The organism is Pseudomonas sp. GW821-FHT01E10 (assembly GCF_059422365.1).
Map to the genome: position 1 here is coordinate 226,105 of NZ_JBWKWT010000007.1, position 16,170 is coordinate 242,274.

Genomic DNA, 16,170 nt, shown 5'->3' on the forward strand with positions numbered 1-16,170 from the left:
TAAAAATCAGAACTGCGATTGCAGGTAATTCTCCAATCCGATCAACTTGATCAAACCCAGCTGTTTCTCCAGCCAATAGGTGTGATCTTCCTCGGTGTCGTTCAGCTGAATGCGCAAGATCTCGCGGGTGACATAGTCCTTGTGCCGCTCGCAAAGCTCGATGCCTTTGCACAGAGCTGCACGAACTTTATATTCCAGACGCAGGTCAGCGGCGAGCATGTCCGGCACGGTGGTGCCGACATCGAGATCGTCCGGACGCATGCGCGGCGTACCTTCGAGCATCAGGATCCGACGCATCAGCGCATCAGCGTGCTGAGCCTCTTCTTCCATCTCGTGGTTGATACGTTCGTAGAGCTCGGTGAACCCCCAGTCCTCGTACATCCGCGAATGGATGAAATATTGATCACGCGCTGCCAGTTCGCCTGTCAGCAACGTGTTGAGGTAATCGATTACGTCTGGGTGACCTTGCATCGCCCTACATCTCCCTGCTTGAAAGTCTGTAGTTTGAACCAACCTGACCTGAAGGTCACTCGCCCGCCGCAATAAAAGCGAAGATATTCTGAGAAAATGGGTTCAAATAACGCAAAAAACCGCCCTAATGAGGGCGGTTCTGCTTATCGTTTAGACTTCGTTAAGCTGTACGCCCAACGCCTTCGCGATGCCTTCTCCATAAGCCGGATCGGCCTTGAAGAAATGCTGTAGCTGACGATCAACCACGTCGCCGGAAACCCCAGCCATTGCACCGGCAATGTTGTTGATCAGCAGCGCTTTCTGCTCATCGTTCATCAGACGGAACAGCGCACCCGCGTGACTGTAGTAGTCGGTATCTTCGCGATGATCGTAACGGTCAGCCGCGCCGCTCAAGGCCAAGGCAGGTTCTGCGTAGTGCGGTGCCTGTTTCGGTGATTCAACGTAGCTGTTCGGCTCGTAGTTCGGCACCGCACCGCCATTACTGCCAAACGCCATCGAACCATCGCGCTGGTAAGTGTTGACCGGACTGCGAGGTGCATTCACTGGCAGCTGCTGGTGATTGGTGCCCACACGGTACCGGTGGGCATCCGCGTAAGCGAACACACGCCCCTGCAGCATGCGGTCAGGTGACAGGCCGACGCCTGGGACCATGTTGCTCGGACCGAACGCGGCCTGCTCGACTTCAGCGAAGTAGTTCAGCGGATTGCGGTTGAGCTCAAGCTCGCCCACTTCGATCAACGGGAACTCTTTCTGCGACCAGGTCTTGGTCACGTCAAACGGGTTCTCATAGTGAGTCGAGGCCTGAGCCTCGGTCATGATCTGAATGTTGACACTCCATTTCGGGAAGTCACCGCGCTCAATGGCGCCGAACAGGTCACGTTGTGCGTAATCCGGATCGGTGCCGGCCAGGCGCGCCGCTTCTGCCGGAGCGAGGTTCTTGATCCCTTGCTTGGTTTTATAGTGCCACTTCACCCAGTGACGCTCGCCATTGGCGTTGATCAAGCTGTAGGTGTGGCTGCCGAAGCCGTGCATGTGACGGTAACCGTCAGGGATGCCGCGATCCGAAAACAGGATAGTGACCTGGTGCAGCGCCTCAGGCGAATGCGACCAGAAATCCCACATCATCTGCGCGCTTTTCAGGTTGCTTTGCGGCAGACGCTTCTGGGTGTGGATAAAGTCAGGGAATTTCAGCGGATCACGGATGAAGAACACCGGCGTGTTGTTGCCGACGATGTCCCAGTTGCCTTCCTCGGTGTAGAACTTCAGGGCAAAACCACGTGGATCACGCTCGGTGTCAGCCGAGCCGCGCTCGCCACCCACGGTGGAGAATCGCAGGAAGGTCGGGGTTTGTTTGCCGACAGACTCAAACAGCTTGGCACTGGTGTATTGAGTGATATCGCGAGTCACAGTGAACGTGCCGTAAGCACCCGAGCCTTTGGCGTGTACGCGACGCTCCGGGATGTTTTCACGGTTGAAGTGGGCAAGCTTCTCGATCAGGTGGAAATCGTCGAGCAGCAGAGGGCCACGAGGGCCGGCGGAGCGGGAATTCTGGTTGTCGGCGACAGGAGCGCCACTGGCGGTCGTAAGTGTTTTGTTTTGGCTCATGCGATCTCTTCCTCTGTCAGTCTTGAACTGCCGGCTAAATCGGCTTGGTGGGAAGTATTGATCATCAACATGACAGTCACAAATTCATTAATTTGCAGACATCAATAGAAAATTACTAATGATCAACCCAAGCATATAGTGCCTATAGGGAAGGGTTTGAAGCTTGTACGCAGAGCGCATTTCTTGCAGGCACAAAAAACCGGGCACTAGGCCCGGTTCTTTGTTTCAGACTGACGTCTTACTCAGCGGATACAGCTTCACCGCCGACAGCACGATCAACCAACTCGACGTACGCCATAGGCGCGTTGTCGCCAGCGCGGAAACCGCACTTGAGGATGCGCAGGTAGCCACCCTCACGGGTAGCGTAACGCTTGCCCAGGTCGTTGAAGAGCTTACCAACGATAGCTTTCGAACGAGTACGGTCGAAAGCCAGACGGCGGTTAGCCAGGCTGTCTGTCTTGGCCAAAGTGATCAGCGGCTCAGCAACGCGGCGCAGTTCTTTGGCTTTTGGCAGTGTAGTTTTGATCAGCTCGTGCTCGAACAGCGACACCGCCATGTTTTGAAACATGGCCTTGCGGTGCGAGCTGGTGCGGCTCAGGTGACGACCACTTTTACGATGACGCATGGTTCATTCCTTACCAAACACAACGTTCGGTGATTACGACGATCAGGCAGTCGCCTTGTCGTCCTTCTTAAGACTTGCAGGCGGCCAGTTGTCGAGGCGCATGCCGAGGGACAGACCGCGGGAGGCCAGAACGTCCTTGATTTCAGTCAAGGATTTCTTGCCAAGGTTCGGAGTCTTCAACAGCTCTACTTCGGTACGCTGAATCAGGTCGCCGATGTAGTAGATGTTTTCCGCCTTAAGGCAGTTAGCCGAACGTACAGTCAGTTCCAGATCGTCAACCGGGCGAAGCAGGATCGGATCGATCTCGTCTTCCTGCTCGACAACCACTGGCTCACTGTCACCTTTGAGATCGACGAACGCAGCCAACTGCTGTTGCAGAATGGTTGCAGCACGGCGGATAGCCTCTTCAGGATCCAGGGTACCGTTGGTTTCCAGATCAATAACCAGCTTGTCCAGGTTAGTACGCTGTTCGACACGGGCGTTTTCCACCACGTATGCGATACGGCGAACCGGGCTGAACGAAGAGTCAAGCTGCAAGCGACCGATGCTGCGGCTTTCGTCTTCATCGCTCTGACGCGAGTCTGCCGGTTCATAACCACGACCACGAGCTACGGTGAGCTTCATGTTCAGGGCGCCGTTAGACGCCAGGTTAGCGATTACGTGATCGGGGTTAACGATCTCGACATCATGATCCAGCTGAATATCGGCAGCGGTAACCACCCCCGAACCCTTCTTCGACAAGGTCAGCGTAACTTCGTCTCGACCGTGCAGCTTGATAGCCAGACCTTTAAGGTTCAACAGGATTTCAATTACGTCTTCCTGTACACCTTCGATGGCGCTGTACTCGTGGAGCACACCGTCAATCTCGGCCTCGACTACTGCACAGCCGGGCATTGAGGACAACAGGATGCGGCGCAGCGCGTTGCCCAGGGTGTGGCCAAAACCACGCTCGAGAGGCTCGAGTGTGATCTTGGCGCGGGTTGGACTGACAACCTGCACATCAATATGGCGGGGTGTCAGGAACTCATTTACCGAAATCTGCATGGATGCACCTATTTTCTAGCCCTTACTTGGAGTAGAGCTCGACAATCAGGCTTTCGTTGATGTCGGCGGACAGATCACTGCGAGCAGGAACGTTCTTGAAAACGCCCGACTTCTTCTCAGTGTCTACTTCTACCCATTCTACGCGGCCACGTTGGGCACACAGATCGAGAGCTTGGACAATGCGAAGTTGGTTCTTTGCTTTCTCGCGAACTGCGACCACGTCACCAGCACGAACCTGGTAGGACGGAACGTTTACGGTCTGACCGTTAACGCTGATCGACTTGTGCGATACCAGCTGACGGGATTCGGCACGAGTAGAGCCAAAACCCATACGGTATACAACGTTGTCCAGACGGCATTCGAGCAGTTGCAACAGGTTTTCGCCAGTTGCGCCTTTCTTGCCAGCAGCTTCTTTGTAGTAGCCGCTGAATTGACGCTCGAGAACGCCGTAGATACGACGGACCTTCTGCTTTTCACGCAGTTGGGTGCCGTAGTCGGACTGGCGACCGCGGCGTTGGCCGTGGATACCAGGTGCTGCTTCGATGTTGCACTTCGATTCGATCGCGCGCACGCCGCTCTTCAGAAAGAGATCGGTGCCTTCGCGACGAGCGAGTTTGCATTTTGGACCAATGTAACGAGCCATTCTTTACAATCTCCTGGATTACACGCGGCGCTTCTTCGGCGGACGGCACCCGTTGTGCGGGATTGGCGTCACGTCGGTGATGCTGGCGATCTTGTAGCCACAGCCGTTCAAAGCGCGGACTGCGGATTCACGACCTGGACCTGGACCTTTGACGTTAACGTCGAGGTTTTTCAGGCCGTATTCCAGCGCAGCTTGACCAGCACGTTCAGCAGCTACTTGAGCAGCGAACGGGGTGGACTTGCGGGAACCGCGGAAACCCGAACCACCGGAGGTAGCCCAGGAAAGAGCGTTACCTTGACGGTCGGTGATGGTCACGATGGTGTTGTTAAAAGAAGCATGGATGTGGGCGATGCCATCAACCACTGTCTTTTTAACTTTTTTACGAGGACGAGCAGCAGGTTTTGCCATGATTAATTTCCTGTCGATTCGCTGGGGCGATTACTTGCGGATCGGCTTACGCGGACCTTTACGGGTACGCGCGTTGGTCTTGGTACGCTGACCGCGTACTGGCAGACCACGACGATGACGCAGACCGCGATAGCAACCGAGGTCCATCAAACGCTTGATTTTCATGTTGATTTCGCGACGCAGGTCACCTTCAGTGGTGAACTTCGCCACTTCGCCACGCAGCTGTTCAATCTGCTCGTCGCTCAGATCTTTGATCTTTGCCGCTGGGTTTACCCCAGTCACTGCACAAATTTTCTGTGCAGTAGTGCGACCAACACCATAGATGTAGGTCAGCGAGATAACAGTATGCTTGTTATCTGGAATGTTAACGCCTGCAATACGGGCCATTCAGTGGGACTCCAATTGACAGCTACCTACGCCCCGGAAGCCAAGAAATAGGGCGCGAGATAATATCGCTGTAATAACAAATAATCAACCCGGCAGCGCACTAGCTGCCGGGCTTGAAGCACAATCACACTCAGCCTTGGCGCTGTTTGTGACGCGGTTCCGCGCTGCAAATTACTCGAACAACACCTTCGCGGCGAATAATCTTGCAGTTACGGCACAGCTTTTTCACCGATGCACGAACTTTCATCACCAACTCCTCGAACCTTATGGGTACTCAGCGCAACATGCCGCTGCCGTAACCCTTCAGGTTGGCTTTCTTCATCAGGGATTCGTACTGGTGCGAAACGAGGTGCGATTGTACTTGGGACATGAAGTCCATCACAACCACGACCACGATCAGCAACGAGGTCCCGCCAAGGTAGAACGGTACGTTTGCTGCAACCACCAGGAACTGGGGCAACAGGCAGACGGCCGTCATGTAAAGAGCACCGAACATGGTCAAGCGAGTCAGAACGCCATCAATGTAGCGCGCAGACTGCTCACCTGGACGGATGCCCGGAATAAAGGCACCGGACTTCTTCAGGTTTTCCGCTACGTCTTTCGGATTGAACATCAACGCCGTATAGAAGAAGCAGAAGAAAATAATCCCTGCACTAAACAGCAGAATATTCAACGGCTGACCAGGAGCGATCGACTGCGAGATGTCCTGCAACCAGCCCATACCTTCAGACTGACCGAACCAGGCACCCAACGAAGCCGGGAACAGCAAAATGCTGCTCGCGAAAATAGCCGGAATAACACCGGCCATGTTCACCTTCAGCGGCAAGTGGCTAGTTTGAGCAGCGAAGACCTTACGGCCCTGCTGACGCTTGGCGTAGTGAACAGCAATACGACGCTGGCCACGCTCAATGAACACCACGAAACCGATAATCGCTACTGCCAGCAAACCGATGGCAACCAGGGCGAAGATGTTGATATCACCCTGACGTGCAGACTCGAAAGACTGCCCGATCGCTCTCGGAAGACCGGCGACGATACCCGAAAAAATCAACATCGAGATACCGTTGCCAACACCACGCTCAGTAATCTGCTCACCCAGCCACATCATGAACATCGCACCAGCCACAAAAGTGGATACCGCGACGAAATGGAAGCCAAAGTCACCAGTGAACGCAACGCCCTGCCCCGCCAGACCAATGGACATGCCAATAGCCTGGACGAGAGCGAGGACGACAGTGCCGTAGCGGGTGTACTGGCTGATCTTGCGACGGCCAGCTTCACCTTCCTTCTTCAACTGTTCCAGCTGCGGGCTGACGGCGGTCATCAGTTGCATGATGATCGATGCCGAAATGTACGGCATGATCCCCAGTGCAAAGATACTCATCCGCTCCAGCGCGCCGCCGGAAAACATGTTGAACAAGCTAAGAATGGTCCCCTCATTCTGTCGAAACAGGTCCGCGAGTCGGTCCGGGTTGATACCTGGAACCGGGATGTGTGCGCCTATTCGGTAGACGATAATCGCCAGGAACAGAAAACGCAGACGAGCCCAGAGTTCAGACATACCGCCTTTGCCGAGCGCAGAGAGAGCACCTTGCTTAGCCATTTATTCCTCGAACTTGCCGCCAGCTGCTTCGATAGCCGCACGCGCACCTTTGGTGGCGCCGATTCCCTTTCCGATGGTGACAGCGCGAGTAACTTCGCCGGACAGCATGATTTTCACACGCTGAACGTTGACGTTGATCACGTTGGCATCTTTCAGGGACTGCACGGTGACGATGTCGCCTTCCACTTTAGCCAGCTCGGACAGACGCACTTCTGCGCGGTCCATGGCTTTCAGGGAAACGAAACCAAACTTCGGCAGGCGACGATGCAGCGGCTGTTGACCGCCTTCAAAGCCTGGAGCAATGGTGCCACCGGAGCGGGAGGTTTGACCTTTGTGACCACGGCCACCAGTCTTACCCAAACCGCTACCGATACCACGGCCCGGACGATGCTTTTCGCGACGGGAACCCGGCGCTGGACTCAGATCATTGAGTTTCATCGATTAACCCTCGACACGCAGCATGTAGTAAGCCTTGTTGATCATCCCGCGATTCTCGGGAGTATCCTGGACTTCTACAGTGTGACCGATGCGACGCAGACCCAGACCCTTAACGCACAGTTTGTGGTTAGGGATGCGGCCGGTCATGCTTTTGATCAGCGTAACTTTAACGGTAGCCATGATCAGAAGATCTCCTTGACGCTTTTGCCACGCTTGGCGGCAATGGATTCAGGAGACTGCATTGCTTTCAAACCCTTGAAAGTGGCGTGAACCACGTTTACCGGGTTAGTCGAGCCGTAGCACTTGGCCAGAACGTTCTGAACGCCAGCAACTTCGAGGACAGCACGCATAGCGCCGCCAGCGATGATACCGGTACCTTCAGAAGCAGGCTGCATGTACACCTTCGAAGCGCCGTGGGCGGACTTCATTGCGTACTGCAGAGTGGTGCCGTTCAGATCAACCTGGATCATGTTGCGGCGAGCAGCTTCCATTGCCTTCTGGATCGCAGCAGGCACTTCACGCGACTTGCCACGGCCGAAGCCAACGCGCCCTTTACCATCACCAACCACGGTCAACGCGGTGAAAGTGAAGATACGGCCGCCTTTAACGGTTTTGGCTACGCGGTTAACTTGAACCAGCTTCTCGATGTAGCCTTCGTCGCGCTTTTGGTCGTTATTTGACATAACTTAGAACTCCAGCCCAGCTTCACGAGCAGCATCAGCCAGCGCCTTGACGCGGCCGTGGTACTTGAAGCCAGAGCGGTCGAAAGCCACCTGCGAGACGCCAGCGGCTTTAGCACGCGTAGCGACCAGCTGGCCAACCTTAGTGGCCGCGTCGATGTTGCCGGTGGCACCATCACGCAGTTCTTTATCCAAAGTCGAGGCACTTGCCAGGACTTTGTTGCCGTCGGCCGAAATGACCTGGGCGTAGATGTGCTGCGACGAGCGGAACACGCAGAGACGCACGACTTCGAGTTCGTGCATTTTCAGGCGTGCTTTGCGAGCGCGACGCAGTCGAGTAACTTTTTTGTCGGTCATTTGCTATGCCCTACTTCTTCTTGGCTTCTTTACGACGGACGACTTCGTCCGCGTAGCGCACACCTTTGCCTTTGTACGGCTCTGGTGGACGGAAGTCGCGGATCTCGGCGGCCACTTGACCTACCAGCTGCTTGTCGATGCCCTTGATCAGGATATCGGTCTGGCTAGGAGTCTCAGCGGTGATGCCTTCCGGCAGTTCATAATCCACTGGGTGCGAGAAGCCAAGAGCCAGGTTCAGCACTGTGCCTTTTGCTTGCGCTTTGTAACCAACACCGACCAGCTGGAGCTTACGCTCGAAGCCTTGGCTTACGCCTTGGACCATGTTGTTTACCAACGCACGAGTGGTACCAGCCATTGCGCGAGTTTGTTGATCGCCATTGCGAGCAGCGAAACGCAGCTCACCAGCCTCTTCAACGATCTCAACGGACGAATGGATGTTCAGTTCGAGAGTGCCCTTGGCACCCTTCACCGAAAGCTGTTGGCCTGCGAATTTGACTTCGACACCGGCTGGCAGCTTAACGGGGTTCTTAGCGACGCGTGACATGCTTATCCCCCCTTAGAACACAGTGCAAAGAACTTCGCCGCCGACACCGGCAGCGCGCGCAGCACGATCCGTCATCACACCTTTGTTGGTGGAGACGATAGACACACCGAGACCGCCACGAACTTTTGGCAGATCATCGACGGACTTGTACTGACGCAGGCCTGGACGGCTAACGCGCTTCACTTCCTCGATGACCGGACGGCCTTCGAAGTACTTCAGCTCGATGGACAGCAGTGGCTTGATTTCGCTGCTGATCTGATAACCCGCAATGTAACCTTCGTCCTTCAGGACTTTGGCAACAGCTACCTTCAAAGTAGAAGATGGCATGCTTACGACGGACTTTTCAGCCATCTGGGCATTACGGATTCGAGTTAGCATGTCCGCTAACGGGTCCTGCATACTCATGGGCTAGACGCTCCTAATACACAAAAAATTAGCCTTGCGGCTACTACGTGTCGCCGAGTACATCCGCGCAAAAAAACACGGGCTCAGGCGAGCCGGGTATTCTAGACACACCCCACAAATGAATCAAGCCCCAATAGGGGCTTGATTCAAGTTCAAGGTCACCGATGGTCAGGATCTTGCGACCCCGAACACCGAGACTTCGACAGTGCTTACCAGCTGGCTTTAACCAGACCAGGTACGTCACCACGCATTGCAGCTTCACGCAGTTTGTTACGGCCAAGGCCGAACTTGCGGTAAACGCCGTGTGGACGACCGGTCAGGCGGCAGCGGTTACGCATGCGCGAAGCGCTTGCGTCACGTGGCTGCTTCTGCAGGGCTACTGTAGCTTCCCAACGCGCTTCTGGACTTGCGTTCAGATCAACGATGATAGCTTTCAGTGCTGCACGCTTTTTGGCGTACTTGGCAACCGTGAGCTGACGCTTCAGCTCGCGGTTTTTCATGCTCATCTTGGCCATTTTCCTACTCCAATCAGTTGCGGAACGGGAATTTGAAAGCACGCAACAGGGCGCGACCTTCATCATCGTTCTTGGCAGTGGTGGTCAGGGTAATGTCCAGACCGCGGAGAGCATCGATCTTGTCGTAGTCGATTTCCGGGAAGATGATCTGCTCTTTAACGCCCATGCTGTAGTTACCACGACCATCGAAGGACTTGGCATTCAGGCCGCGGAAGTCGCGAACCCGAGGCAGGGAGATCGACAGCAGACGATCCAGGAACTCGTACATACGCTCACGGCGCAGGGTCACTTTGACGCCGATCGGCCAACCTTCACGGACTTTAAAGCCAGCGATGGATTTCCGAGCGTAGGTCACAACGACTTTCTGGCCGGTGATCTTTTCCAGGTCAGCAACAGCGTGCTCGATGACTTTTTTGTCGCCGATCGCTTCGCCCAGACCCATGTTCAGGGTGATTTTGGTAACGCGCGGAACTTCCATCACGTTCGAAAGCTTAAGTTCTTCCTTAAGTTTCGGTGCGATTTCCTTCCGGTAAATCTCTTTTAGTCGTGCCATGGTCTTCTACCTAGCAGTGTTCAAGCATCAACCGCTTTTTGGGTCGACTTGAAGACACGAATTTTCTTACCGTCTTCTACTTTGAAACCAACGCGGTCAGCCTTGTTGGTTTCGCCGTTGAAGATGGCGACGTTGGAAGCGTGCAGTGGCGCTTCTTTCTCGACGATACCGCCCTGTACGCCCGACATCGGGTTAGGCTTGGTATGACGCTTGACCAGGTTCAGACCACCAACGACCAGACGGTCATCAGCAAGAACCTTCAGCACCTTACCGCGCTTACCTTTGTCTTTGCCGGCGATCACGATGATCTCGTCGTCACGACGAATCTTTTGCATGTCGGATCTCCTTACAGCACTTCTGGGGCGAGCGAGACGATCTTCATGAACTTCTCAGTACGAAGTTCACGGGTCACTGGCCCAAAGATACGGGTGCCGATCGGCTCTTGCTTGTTGTTCAGAAGAACAGCAGCGTTGCCATCAAAGCGGATAATGGAGCCATCTGCACGGCGAACGCCGTGACGAGTGCGGACTACAACAGCAGTCATCACTTGGCCTTTTTTCACCTTACCGCGAGGAATTGCTTCCTTCACGGTAACTTTGATGATGTCACCGATACCAGCGTAACGACGATGGGAGCCACCCAGCACCTTGATGCACATAACGCGGCGAGCGCCGCTGTTATCGGCCACATCGAGCATGGATTGAGTCTGAATCATATAATTTCTCCGACCCCTAGTCCTTAGACTTCCACAGCGCGTTCGAGAACATCAACCAGCGCCCAAGACTTGGTCTTGGCCAAAGGACGAGTTTCACGAATAGTGACTTTGTCGCCGATGTGGCACTGATTGGTTTCGTCGTGCGCGTGCAGCTTAGTCGAACGCTTAACGTATTTACCGTAGATCGGGTGCTTAACGCGACGCTCGATCAGAACGGTGATGGTTTTGTCCATCTTGTCGCTGACAACACGGCCAGTCAGCGTACGGACAGTTTTTTCGGCTTCAGCCATGATTACTTACCTGCCTGCTGGTTGAGCACAGTCTTCACGCGAGCGATGTCACGCTTAACTTGCGAGAGCAGATGAGACTGCCCCAACTGGCCAGTTGCTTTCTGCATACGCAGATTGAACTGGTCGCGCAGCAGGCCGAGCAGTTGCTCGTTCAGCTGCTGTGCGGATTTTTCACGAAGTTCATTCGCTTTCATCACATCACCGTCCGTTTAACAAAGGAGGTGGCGAGCGGCAGCTTTGCAGCAGCCAGGGCGAAAGCCTCACGCGCCAGCTCTTCAGAAACACCCTCGATTTCATACAGGACTTTGCCTGGCTGAATCTGGGCAACCCAGTATTCCACGTTACCCTTACCTTTACCCATCCGAACTTCGAGTGGCTTTTTGGAAATAGGCTTGTCCGGGAATACACGGATCCAGATCTTGCCGCCACGTTTAACGTGACGGGTCAGTGCACGACGCGCTGACTCGATCTGACGAGCGGTGAGACGACCACGAGCAACAGACTTCAGCGCGAACTCGCCGAAGCTGACTTTGCTACCGCGCAATGCCAGGCCACGGTTGTGACCAGTCATTTGCTTGCGGAACTTCGTACGCTTTGGTTGCAACATTTGGCGTACCCCTTACTTAGCAGCTTTTTTACGAGGCGCTGGTGCTTGTGGTTTCAGTTCTTCTTGGCGACCACCAATTACTTCGCCTTTGAAGATCCAAACCTTTACACCGATCACACCATAAGTGGTGTGAGCTTCGTAGTTGGCATAGTCGATGTCGGCACGCAGGGTGTGCAGAGGCACACGACCTTCGCGATACCATTCAGTACGTGCGATTTCAGCACCGCCGAGACGACCGCTCACTTGGATTTTGATGCCTTTGGCACCAATGCGCATGGCGTTCTGAACAGCGCGCTTCATAGCGCGACGGAACATTACGCGACGCTCCAGCTGCTGAGCTACGCTCTGCGCAACCAGCATACCGTCGAGCTCCGGCTTGCGGATCTCTTCGATATTGATGTGCACAGGCACACCCATTTGCTTGGTCAGGTCCTGACGCAGTTTCTCAACATCTTCACCTTTCTTCCCGATAACGATACCTGGACGAGCGGTGTGGATGGTGATACGTGCAGTTTGGGCCGGACGATGGATATCGATACGGCTTACGGACGCGCTTTTTAGTTTGTCTTGGAGATACTCACGCACCTTCAGATCAGCGAACAAGTAGTCCGCATAAGTCCGACCGTCTGCGTACCAGACGGAGGTGTGCTCCTTGACGATTCCCAGGCGAATGCCAATGGGATGTACTTTCTGACCCATCTCTTCGACTCCGTTACTTGTCAGCAACCTTGACAGTGATATGGCAAGACCGCTTGACGATGCGATCAGCACGGCCTTTGGCACGTGGCATGATGCGCTTCAGCGAACGCCCTTCGTTGACGAAAACGGTGCTGACCTTAAGGTCATCAACGTCTGCGCCTTCGTTATGCTCGGCGTTGGCTACGGCCGACTCCAGCACTTTCTTCATGATCTCGGCGGCTTTCTTACTGCTGAAAGCCAACAGGTTGAGCGCTTCGCCCACCTTCTTCCCGCGGATCTGGTCGGCGACCAAGCGGGCTTTCTGGGCGGAGATTCGAGCGCCCGACAACTTAGCGGCTACTTCCATTTCCTAACCCCTTAACGCTTGGCTTTCTTGTCTGCCACGTGCCCACGATATGTGCGGGTACCGGCGAACTCGCCCAGTTTGTGGCCGACCATGTCTTCGTTAACGAGAACTGGGACGTGTTGACGACCGTTGTGTACTGCGATGGTCAGACCGACCATTTGTGGCAGGATCATCGAGCGACGCGACCAGGTTTTAACTGGTTTGCGATCGTTCTTTTCCGCCGCCACTTCGATCTTCTTCAGTAGGTGAAGATCGATAAAAGGACCTTTTTTCAGAGAACGTGGCACTGTCGTATCCCTCTATTTACTTGCGACGACGGACGATCATTTTGTCGGTACGCTTATTACCACGAGTCTTCGCGCCCTTAGTCGGGAAGCCCCATGGCGATACCGGATGACGACCACCAGAGGTACGACCTTCACCACCACCATGTGGGTGGTCAACCGGGTTCATGGCAACACCACGAACGGTTGGGCGAACGCCACGCCAGCGTTTGGCACCAGCTTTACCCAGCGAACGCAGGCTGTGCTCGGAGTTCGAGACTTCGCCCAGGGTCGCGCGGCATTCAGCCAGCACTTTACGCATCTCACCAGAACGCAGACGCAGGGTCACGTAGACACCTTCACGAGCGATCAGCTGAGCCGAAGCACCAGCGGAACGAGCGATTTGCGCGCCTTTACCTGGCTTCAATTCGATGCCGTGTACGGTGCTACCAACTGGAATGTTACGCAGTTGCAGAGCGTTGCCCGGCTTGATCGGTGCCAGAGCACCTGCGATCAGCTGGTCGCCAGCACTCACGCCTTTAGGCGCGATGATGTAGCGACGCTCGCCATCTGCGTACAGCAGCAGAGCGATGTGAGCAGTACGGTTTGGATCGTATTCGATACGCTCAACAGTGGCAGCGATGCCATCTTTGTCGTTGCGACGGAAATCGACCAGACGATAATGCTGCTTATGGCCACCACCGATGTGACGAGTGGTAATACGACCATTGTTGTTACGACCACCAGACTTCGATTTTTTCTCGAGCAGCGGTGCGTGAGGAGCGCCTTTATGCAGCTCCTGGTTGACCACCTTGACCACAAAACGGCGGCCAGGGGAAGTCGGTTTGCATTTAACGATTGCCATGATGCACCCCTTCCTTACTCAGCACTGCTGCTGAAATCGAGATCTTGGCCTGGCTGAAGGGAGATAACTGCCTTCTTCCAGTCATTACGCTTGCCCAGACCGCGAGCAGTGCGCTTGCTCTTACCCAGAACATTCAGGGTAGTAACACGCTCTACTTTCACGCTGAACAGGCTTTCGACGGCCTTCTTGATTTCCAGCTTGGTTGCGTCAGTGGCAACCTTGAAAACGAACTGGCCTTTCTTGTCTGCCAGAACCGTAGCCTTCTCGGAAACGTGCGGGCCAAGCAGAACTTTAAATACGCGTTCCTGGTTCATCCCAGCAGCTCCTCGAATTTCTTCACGGCCGACACGGTGATCAACACCTTGTCGTATGCGATCAGACTAACTGGATCGGAACCTTGCACATCACGTACATCAACGTGCGGCAGGTTACGAGCAGCCAGGTACAGGTTCTGATCAACAGCGTCCGACACGATCAGAACGTCGGTCAGGCTCATGTTGTTCAGTTTGCCCAGCAGGTCTTTGGTTTTCGGCGTTTCAACAGCGAAATCCTGAACCACGACCAGACGATCAGTACGCACCAGCTCAGCAAGGATGGAACGCATTGCTGCGCGATACATCTTCTTGTTCAGCTTCTGGGAGTGATCCTGAGGACGAGCTGCGAAAGTGGTACCGCCGCCACGCCAGATTGGGCTACGGATAGTACCGGCACGAGCACGGCCAGTACCTTTCTGACGCCATGGGCGCTTACCGCCACCACGAACGTCGGAACGGGTCTTTTGCTGCTTGCTACCTTGACGGCCGCCGGCCATGTAGGCCACGACTGCTTGGTGAACCAGCGTCTCGTTGAATTCGCCGCCAAATGTCAGTTCGGAAACTTCGATCGCTTGAGCGTCATTTACATTTAATTGCATGTCAGCTTCCCCTTAACCGCGAGCCTTGGCTGCTGGACGTACAACCAAGTTGCCGCCAGTAGCGCCAGGAACAGCGCCCTTGACCAACAACAGATTGCGTTCAGCGTCCACGCGCACTACTTCGAGGGACTGCACGGTCACGCGCTCAGCGCCCATATGACCGGACATTTTTTTGCCCTTGAATACACGACCAGGAGTCTGGCACTGGCCGATAGAGCCTGGAACGCGGTGGGATACGGAGTTACCGTGGGTGTTATCTTGCCCGCGGAAATTCCAACGCTTGATCGTACCCTGGAAGCCTTTACCTTTGGACTGACCGGTTACATCAACCAGTTGACCAGCAGCGAAGATTTCAGCATTGATCAGATCGCCGGCCTGGTACTCGCCTTCTTCAAGGCGGAATTCCATCACGGTACGACCAGCGGCAACGTTCGCCTTAGCGAAGTGGCCAGCTTGCGCAGCTGTAACACGCGAAGCACGACGCTCGCCTACAGTGACTTGCACTGCACGATAGCCATCGGTCTCTTCAGTTTTGAACTGGGTGACGCGATTCGGCTCGATCTCAATGACCGTGACCGGAATGGAGACACCTTCTTCGGTGAAAATACGGGTCATACCGCATTTACGACCGACTACACCAATAGTCATGTTGTAAACCTCATGAGTGTACGGGGCTTTCACCCGCTATGGCCGCCCATTTCAGAGCGTTACACGACTAAGACCGAGTCTTAGCCGAGGCTGATCTGCACTTCCACACCGGCCGCAAGATCAAGCTTCATAAGAGCATCAACGGTTTTATCCGTTGGCTGGACGATGTCCAGAACGCGCTTATGAGTACGGATCTCGTACTGGTCACGCGCGTCTTTGTTGACGTGCGGGGAGACCAGAACGGTGAACCGCTCTTTACGGGTAGGCAGTGGAATTGGACCACGCACTTGAGCACCAGTACGTTTCGCGGTTTCCACGATTTCCTGGGTGGATTGGTCGATCAGGCGATGGTCAAAAGCCTTCAACCTGATACGGATTTGCTGATTTTGCATTGGATTTCAGACTCCGGCTGCTATTCCCACCGGGCGCAATACGCCCGTTAAAAGGAGGCGCAATTCTATAGACGCCCCCGATAGGTGTCAACCCAATAAAAAAGCCCCCGCTGAGCGGGGGCTTTTTCAAAGCATCGAAGCTATCTCAGAAGAG

Annotated in this window: 30 protein-coding genes; all 30 read right to left on the reverse strand. The window is 54.7% G+C overall.

Annotated features, from left to right (window positions below; genetic code table 11):
- Window positions 1-6: 6 nt before the first annotated feature.
- The 30 genes from bfr to rpsJ all read right to left on the reverse strand — a co-directional run bounded on the left by bfr (window position 7) and on the right by rpsJ (window position 16,016).
- A complete protein-coding gene (bfr, locus tag AC07V0_RS15600) occupies window positions 7-471 on the reverse strand; it encodes a bacterioferritin (RefSeq protein WP_018925657.1) in 465 nt (154 codons plus the stop codon).
- Between the two features lie 150 nt (window positions 472-621).
- Window positions 622-2,076, reverse strand: a complete 1,455-nt coding sequence (locus tag AC07V0_RS15605; RefSeq protein WP_086945158.1) for a catalase — start codon at window positions 2,074-2,076, stop codon at window positions 622-624.
- 238 nt (window positions 2,077-2,314) lie between these two features.
- Window positions 2,315-2,701, reverse strand: a complete 387-nt coding sequence (rplQ, locus tag AC07V0_RS15610; RefSeq protein ID WP_007924175.1) for a 50S ribosomal protein L17 — start codon at window positions 2,699-2,701, stop codon at window positions 2,315-2,317.
- A 42-nt stretch (window positions 2,702-2,743) separates the two neighbouring features.
- Entirely contained in the window at window positions 2,744-3,745 is a 1,002-nt protein-coding gene (locus AC07V0_RS15615) for a DNA-directed RNA polymerase subunit alpha (protein ID WP_003186012.1), read from the reverse strand.
- Window positions 3,746-3,767: 22 nt separating this feature from the next.
- The gene (rpsD, locus tag AC07V0_RS15620) at window positions 3,768-4,388 is read right to left on the reverse strand and encodes a 30S ribosomal protein S4 (RefSeq protein ID WP_003176404.1); all 621 of its coding nucleotides are present in this window, start codon (window positions 4,386-4,388) and stop codon (window positions 3,768-3,770) included.
- Window positions 4,389-4,406: 18 nt separating this feature from the next.
- A complete protein-coding gene (gene rpsK / locus AC07V0_RS15625; protein WP_002555466.1) occupies window positions 4,407-4,796 on the reverse strand; it encodes a 30S ribosomal protein S11 in 390 nt (129 codons plus the stop codon).
- Between the two features lie 30 nt (window positions 4,797-4,826).
- Entirely contained in the window at window positions 4,827-5,183 is a 357-nt protein-coding gene (gene rpsM, locus AC07V0_RS15630) for a 30S ribosomal protein S13 (protein ID WP_003186020.1), read from the reverse strand.
- 130 nt (window positions 5,184-5,313) lie between these two features.
- Window positions 5,314-5,430 (reverse strand): 50S ribosomal protein L36, encoded by a 117-nt coding sequence (rpmJ, locus tag AC07V0_RS15635; RefSeq protein ID WP_002555468.1) that lies wholly within the window; start codon window positions 5,428-5,430, stop codon window positions 5,314-5,316.
- 27 nt (window positions 5,431-5,457) lie between these two features.
- On the reverse strand, window positions 5,458-6,786 hold the full coding sequence (gene secY, locus AC07V0_RS15640; RefSeq protein WP_003228718.1) for a preprotein translocase subunit SecY: 1,329 nt from the start codon (window positions 6,784-6,786) through the stop codon (window positions 5,458-5,460).
- A complete protein-coding gene (rplO, locus tag AC07V0_RS15645; RefSeq protein ID WP_003228720.1) occupies window positions 6,787-7,224 on the reverse strand; it encodes a 50S ribosomal protein L15 in 438 nt (145 codons plus the stop codon).
- A 3-nt stretch (window positions 7,225-7,227) separates the two neighbouring features.
- On the reverse strand, window positions 7,228-7,404 hold the full coding sequence (gene rpmD / locus AC07V0_RS15650; protein WP_003176408.1) for a 50S ribosomal protein L30: 177 nt from the start codon (window positions 7,402-7,404) through the stop codon (window positions 7,228-7,230).
- 2 nt (window positions 7,405-7,406) lie between these two features.
- A complete protein-coding gene (rpsE, locus tag AC07V0_RS15655; RefSeq protein ID WP_003186035.1) occupies window positions 7,407-7,907 on the reverse strand; it encodes a 30S ribosomal protein S5 in 501 nt (166 codons plus the stop codon).
- A 3-nt stretch (window positions 7,908-7,910) separates the two neighbouring features.
- Window positions 7,911-8,261, reverse strand: coding sequence for a 50S ribosomal protein L18 (rplR, locus tag AC07V0_RS15660; RefSeq protein ID WP_003186037.1), 351 nt, complete (start codon window positions 8,259-8,261; stop codon window positions 7,911-7,913).
- 10 nt (window positions 8,262-8,271) lie between these two features.
- Complete coding sequence (gene rplF, locus AC07V0_RS15665; RefSeq protein ID WP_003176412.1) at window positions 8,272-8,805, reverse strand: 50S ribosomal protein L6; 534 nt, start codon at window positions 8,803-8,805, stop codon at window positions 8,272-8,274.
- Between the two features lie 12 nt (window positions 8,806-8,817).
- The gene (rpsH, locus tag AC07V0_RS15670) at window positions 8,818-9,210 is read right to left on the reverse strand and encodes a 30S ribosomal protein S8 (RefSeq protein WP_003186040.1); all 393 of its coding nucleotides are present in this window, start codon (window positions 9,208-9,210) and stop codon (window positions 8,818-8,820) included.
- A 209-nt stretch (window positions 9,211-9,419) separates the two neighbouring features.
- Entirely contained in the window at window positions 9,420-9,725 is a 306-nt protein-coding gene (gene rpsN / locus AC07V0_RS15675; protein ID WP_003176414.1) for a 30S ribosomal protein S14, read from the reverse strand.
- A gap of 13 nt (window positions 9,726-9,738) precedes the next feature.
- Window positions 9,739-10,278 (reverse strand): 50S ribosomal protein L5, encoded by a 540-nt coding sequence (gene rplE / locus AC07V0_RS15680; protein ID WP_003210069.1) that lies wholly within the window; start codon window positions 10,276-10,278, stop codon window positions 9,739-9,741.
- 20 nt (window positions 10,279-10,298) lie between these two features.
- Complete coding sequence (gene rplX / locus AC07V0_RS15685; RefSeq protein WP_007896770.1) at window positions 10,299-10,613, reverse strand: 50S ribosomal protein L24; 315 nt, start codon at window positions 10,611-10,613, stop codon at window positions 10,299-10,301.
- Between the two features lie 11 nt (window positions 10,614-10,624).
- Complete coding sequence (gene rplN / locus AC07V0_RS15690; RefSeq protein WP_002555479.1) at window positions 10,625-10,993, reverse strand: 50S ribosomal protein L14; 369 nt, start codon at window positions 10,991-10,993, stop codon at window positions 10,625-10,627.
- Between the two features lie 23 nt (window positions 10,994-11,016).
- Window positions 11,017-11,283 carry a 30S ribosomal protein S17 gene (rpsQ, locus tag AC07V0_RS15695; protein WP_003176419.1) on the reverse strand — a complete coding sequence of 89 codons (267 nt, stop codon included), beginning with the start codon at window positions 11,281-11,283 and terminating at the stop codon, window positions 11,017-11,019.
- A gap of 2 nt (window positions 11,284-11,285) precedes the next feature.
- Entirely contained in the window at window positions 11,286-11,477 is a 192-nt protein-coding gene (gene rpmC, locus AC07V0_RS15700; protein WP_002555481.1) for a 50S ribosomal protein L29, read from the reverse strand.
- Entirely contained in the window at window positions 11,477-11,890 is a 414-nt protein-coding gene (gene rplP / locus AC07V0_RS15705; protein ID WP_003228729.1) for a 50S ribosomal protein L16, read from the reverse strand. Before rplP ends, rpmC begins: the two co-directional genes overlap by 1 nt.
- A 12-nt stretch (window positions 11,891-11,902) precedes the next feature.
- Window positions 11,903-12,589: a 30S ribosomal protein S3 gene (gene rpsC, locus AC07V0_RS15710; protein WP_003176422.1), complete on the reverse strand. Its 687-nt coding sequence runs from the start codon at window positions 12,587-12,589 to the stop codon at window positions 11,903-11,905.
- 13 nt (window positions 12,590-12,602) lie between these two features.
- The gene (gene rplV, locus AC07V0_RS15715; RefSeq protein WP_003103908.1) at window positions 12,603-12,935 is read right to left on the reverse strand and encodes a 50S ribosomal protein L22; all 333 of its coding nucleotides are present in this window, start codon (window positions 12,933-12,935) and stop codon (window positions 12,603-12,605) included.
- A gap of 11 nt (window positions 12,936-12,946) precedes the next feature.
- Window positions 12,947-13,222, reverse strand: a complete 276-nt coding sequence (rpsS, locus tag AC07V0_RS15720; RefSeq protein ID WP_002555486.1) for a 30S ribosomal protein S19 — start codon at window positions 13,220-13,222, stop codon at window positions 12,947-12,949.
- 16 nt (window positions 13,223-13,238) lie between these two features.
- Window positions 13,239-14,063, reverse strand: coding sequence for a 50S ribosomal protein L2 (gene rplB, locus AC07V0_RS15725; protein ID WP_003186055.1), 825 nt, complete (start codon window positions 14,061-14,063; stop codon window positions 13,239-13,241).
- A 14-nt stretch (window positions 14,064-14,077) separates the two neighbouring features.
- The gene (gene rplW, locus AC07V0_RS15730) at window positions 14,078-14,377 is read right to left on the reverse strand and encodes a 50S ribosomal protein L23 (protein WP_002555488.1); all 300 of its coding nucleotides are present in this window, start codon (window positions 14,375-14,377) and stop codon (window positions 14,078-14,080) included.
- Complete coding sequence (gene rplD, locus AC07V0_RS15735) at window positions 14,374-14,976, reverse strand: 50S ribosomal protein L4 (RefSeq protein WP_003228735.1); 603 nt, start codon at window positions 14,974-14,976, stop codon at window positions 14,374-14,376. Before rplD ends, rplW begins: the two co-directional genes overlap by 4 nt.
- 12 nt (window positions 14,977-14,988) lie before the next feature.
- A complete protein-coding gene (rplC, locus tag AC07V0_RS15740) occupies window positions 14,989-15,624 on the reverse strand; it encodes a 50S ribosomal protein L3 (protein WP_003186059.1) in 636 nt (211 codons plus the stop codon).
- Window positions 15,625-15,704: 80 nt separating this feature from the next.
- The gene (gene rpsJ / locus AC07V0_RS15745) at window positions 15,705-16,016 is read right to left on the reverse strand and encodes a 30S ribosomal protein S10 (protein ID WP_003186070.1); all 312 of its coding nucleotides are present in this window, start codon (window positions 16,014-16,016) and stop codon (window positions 15,705-15,707) included.
- Window positions 16,017-16,170: the final 154 nt, after the last annotated feature.

What these genes read in the sequence shown, in the direction of transcription:
- bfr (WP_018925657.1), bottom strand. Translation starts at nt 471, where the DNA reads ATGCAAGGTCACCCAGACGTAATCGATTACCTCAACACGTTGCTGACA.
- AC07V0_RS15605 (WP_086945158.1), bottom strand. Translation starts at nt 2,076, where the DNA reads ATGAGCCAAAACAAAACACTTACGACCGCCAGTGGCGCTCCTGTCGCC.
- rplQ (WP_007924175.1), bottom strand. Translation starts at nt 2,701, where the DNA reads ATGCGTCATCGTAAAAGTGGTCGTCACCTGAGCCGCACCAGCTCGCAC.
- AC07V0_RS15615 (WP_003186012.1), bottom strand. Translation starts at nt 3,745, where the DNA reads ATGCAGATTTCGGTAAATGAGTTCCTGACACCCCGCCATATTGATGTG.
- rpsD (WP_003176404.1), bottom strand. Translation starts at nt 4,388, where the DNA reads ATGGCTCGTTACATTGGTCCAAAATGCAAACTCGCTCGTCGCGAAGGC.
- rpsK (WP_002555466.1), bottom strand. Translation starts at nt 4,796, where the DNA reads ATGGCAAAACCTGCTGCTCGTCCTCGTAAAAAAGTTAAAAAGACAGTG.
- rpsM (WP_003186020.1), bottom strand. Translation starts at nt 5,183, where the DNA reads ATGGCCCGTATTGCAGGCGTTAACATTCCAGATAACAAGCATACTGTT.
- rpmJ (WP_002555468.1), bottom strand. Translation starts at nt 5,430, where the DNA reads ATGAAAGTTCGTGCATCGGTGAAAAAGCTGTGCCGTAACTGCAAGATT.
- secY (WP_003228718.1), bottom strand. Translation starts at nt 6,786, where the DNA reads ATGGCTAAGCAAGGTGCTCTCTCTGCGCTCGGCAAAGGCGGTATGTCT.
- rplO (WP_003228720.1), bottom strand. Translation starts at nt 7,224, where the DNA reads ATGAAACTCAATGATCTGAGTCCAGCGCCGGGTTCCCGTCGCGAAAAG.
- rpmD (WP_003176408.1), bottom strand. Translation starts at nt 7,404, where the DNA reads ATGGCTACCGTTAAAGTTACGCTGATCAAAAGCATGACCGGCCGCATC.
- rpsE (WP_003186035.1), bottom strand. Translation starts at nt 7,907, where the DNA reads ATGTCAAATAACGACCAAAAGCGCGACGAAGGCTACATCGAGAAGCTG.
- rplR (WP_003186037.1), bottom strand. Translation starts at nt 8,261, where the DNA reads ATGACCGACAAAAAAGTTACTCGACTGCGTCGCGCTCGCAAAGCACGC.
- rplF (WP_003176412.1), bottom strand. Translation starts at nt 8,805, where the DNA reads ATGTCACGCGTCGCTAAGAACCCCGTTAAGCTGCCAGCCGGTGTCGAA.
- rpsH (WP_003186040.1), bottom strand. Translation starts at nt 9,210, where the DNA reads ATGAGTATGCAGGACCCGTTAGCGGACATGCTAACTCGAATCCGTAAT.
- rpsN (WP_003176414.1), bottom strand. Translation starts at nt 9,725, where the DNA reads ATGGCCAAGATGAGCATGAAAAACCGCGAGCTGAAGCGTCAGCTCACG.
- rplE (WP_003210069.1), bottom strand. Translation starts at nt 10,278, where the DNA reads ATGGCACGACTAAAAGAGATTTACCGGAAGGAAATCGCACCGAAACTT.
- rplX (WP_007896770.1), bottom strand. Translation starts at nt 10,613, where the DNA reads ATGCAAAAGATTCGTCGTGACGACGAGATCATCGTGATCGCCGGCAAA.
- rplN (WP_002555479.1), bottom strand. Translation starts at nt 10,993, where the DNA reads ATGATTCAGACTCAATCCATGCTCGATGTGGCCGATAACAGCGGCGCT.
- rpsQ (WP_003176419.1), bottom strand. Translation starts at nt 11,283, where the DNA reads ATGGCTGAAGCCGAAAAAACTGTCCGTACGCTGACTGGCCGTGTTGTC.
- rpmC (WP_002555481.1), bottom strand. Translation starts at nt 11,477, where the DNA reads ATGAAAGCGAATGAACTTCGTGAAAAATCCGCACAGCAGCTGAACGAG.
- rplP (WP_003228729.1), bottom strand. Translation starts at nt 11,890, where the DNA reads ATGTTGCAACCAAAGCGTACGAAGTTCCGCAAGCAAATGACTGGTCAC.
- rpsC (WP_003176422.1), bottom strand. Translation starts at nt 12,589, where the DNA reads ATGGGTCAGAAAGTACATCCCATTGGCATTCGCCTGGGAATCGTCAAG.
- rplV (WP_003103908.1), bottom strand. Translation starts at nt 12,935, where the DNA reads ATGGAAGTAGCCGCTAAGTTGTCGGGCGCTCGAATCTCCGCCCAGAAA.
- rplB (WP_003186055.1), bottom strand. Translation starts at nt 14,063, where the DNA reads ATGGCAATCGTTAAATGCAAACCGACTTCCCCTGGCCGCCGTTTTGTG.
- rplW (WP_002555488.1), bottom strand. Translation starts at nt 14,377, where the DNA reads ATGAACCAGGAACGCGTATTTAAAGTTCTGCTTGGCCCGCACGTTTCC.
- rplD (WP_003228735.1), bottom strand. Translation starts at nt 14,976, where the DNA reads ATGCAATTAAATGTAAATGACGCTCAAGCGATCGAAGTTTCCGAACTG.
- rplC (WP_003186059.1), bottom strand. Translation starts at nt 15,624, where the DNA reads ATGACTATTGGTGTAGTCGGTCGTAAATGCGGTATGACCCGTATTTTC.
- rpsJ (WP_003186070.1), bottom strand. Translation starts at nt 16,016, where the DNA reads ATGCAAAATCAGCAAATCCGTATCAGGTTGAAGGCTTTTGACCATCGC.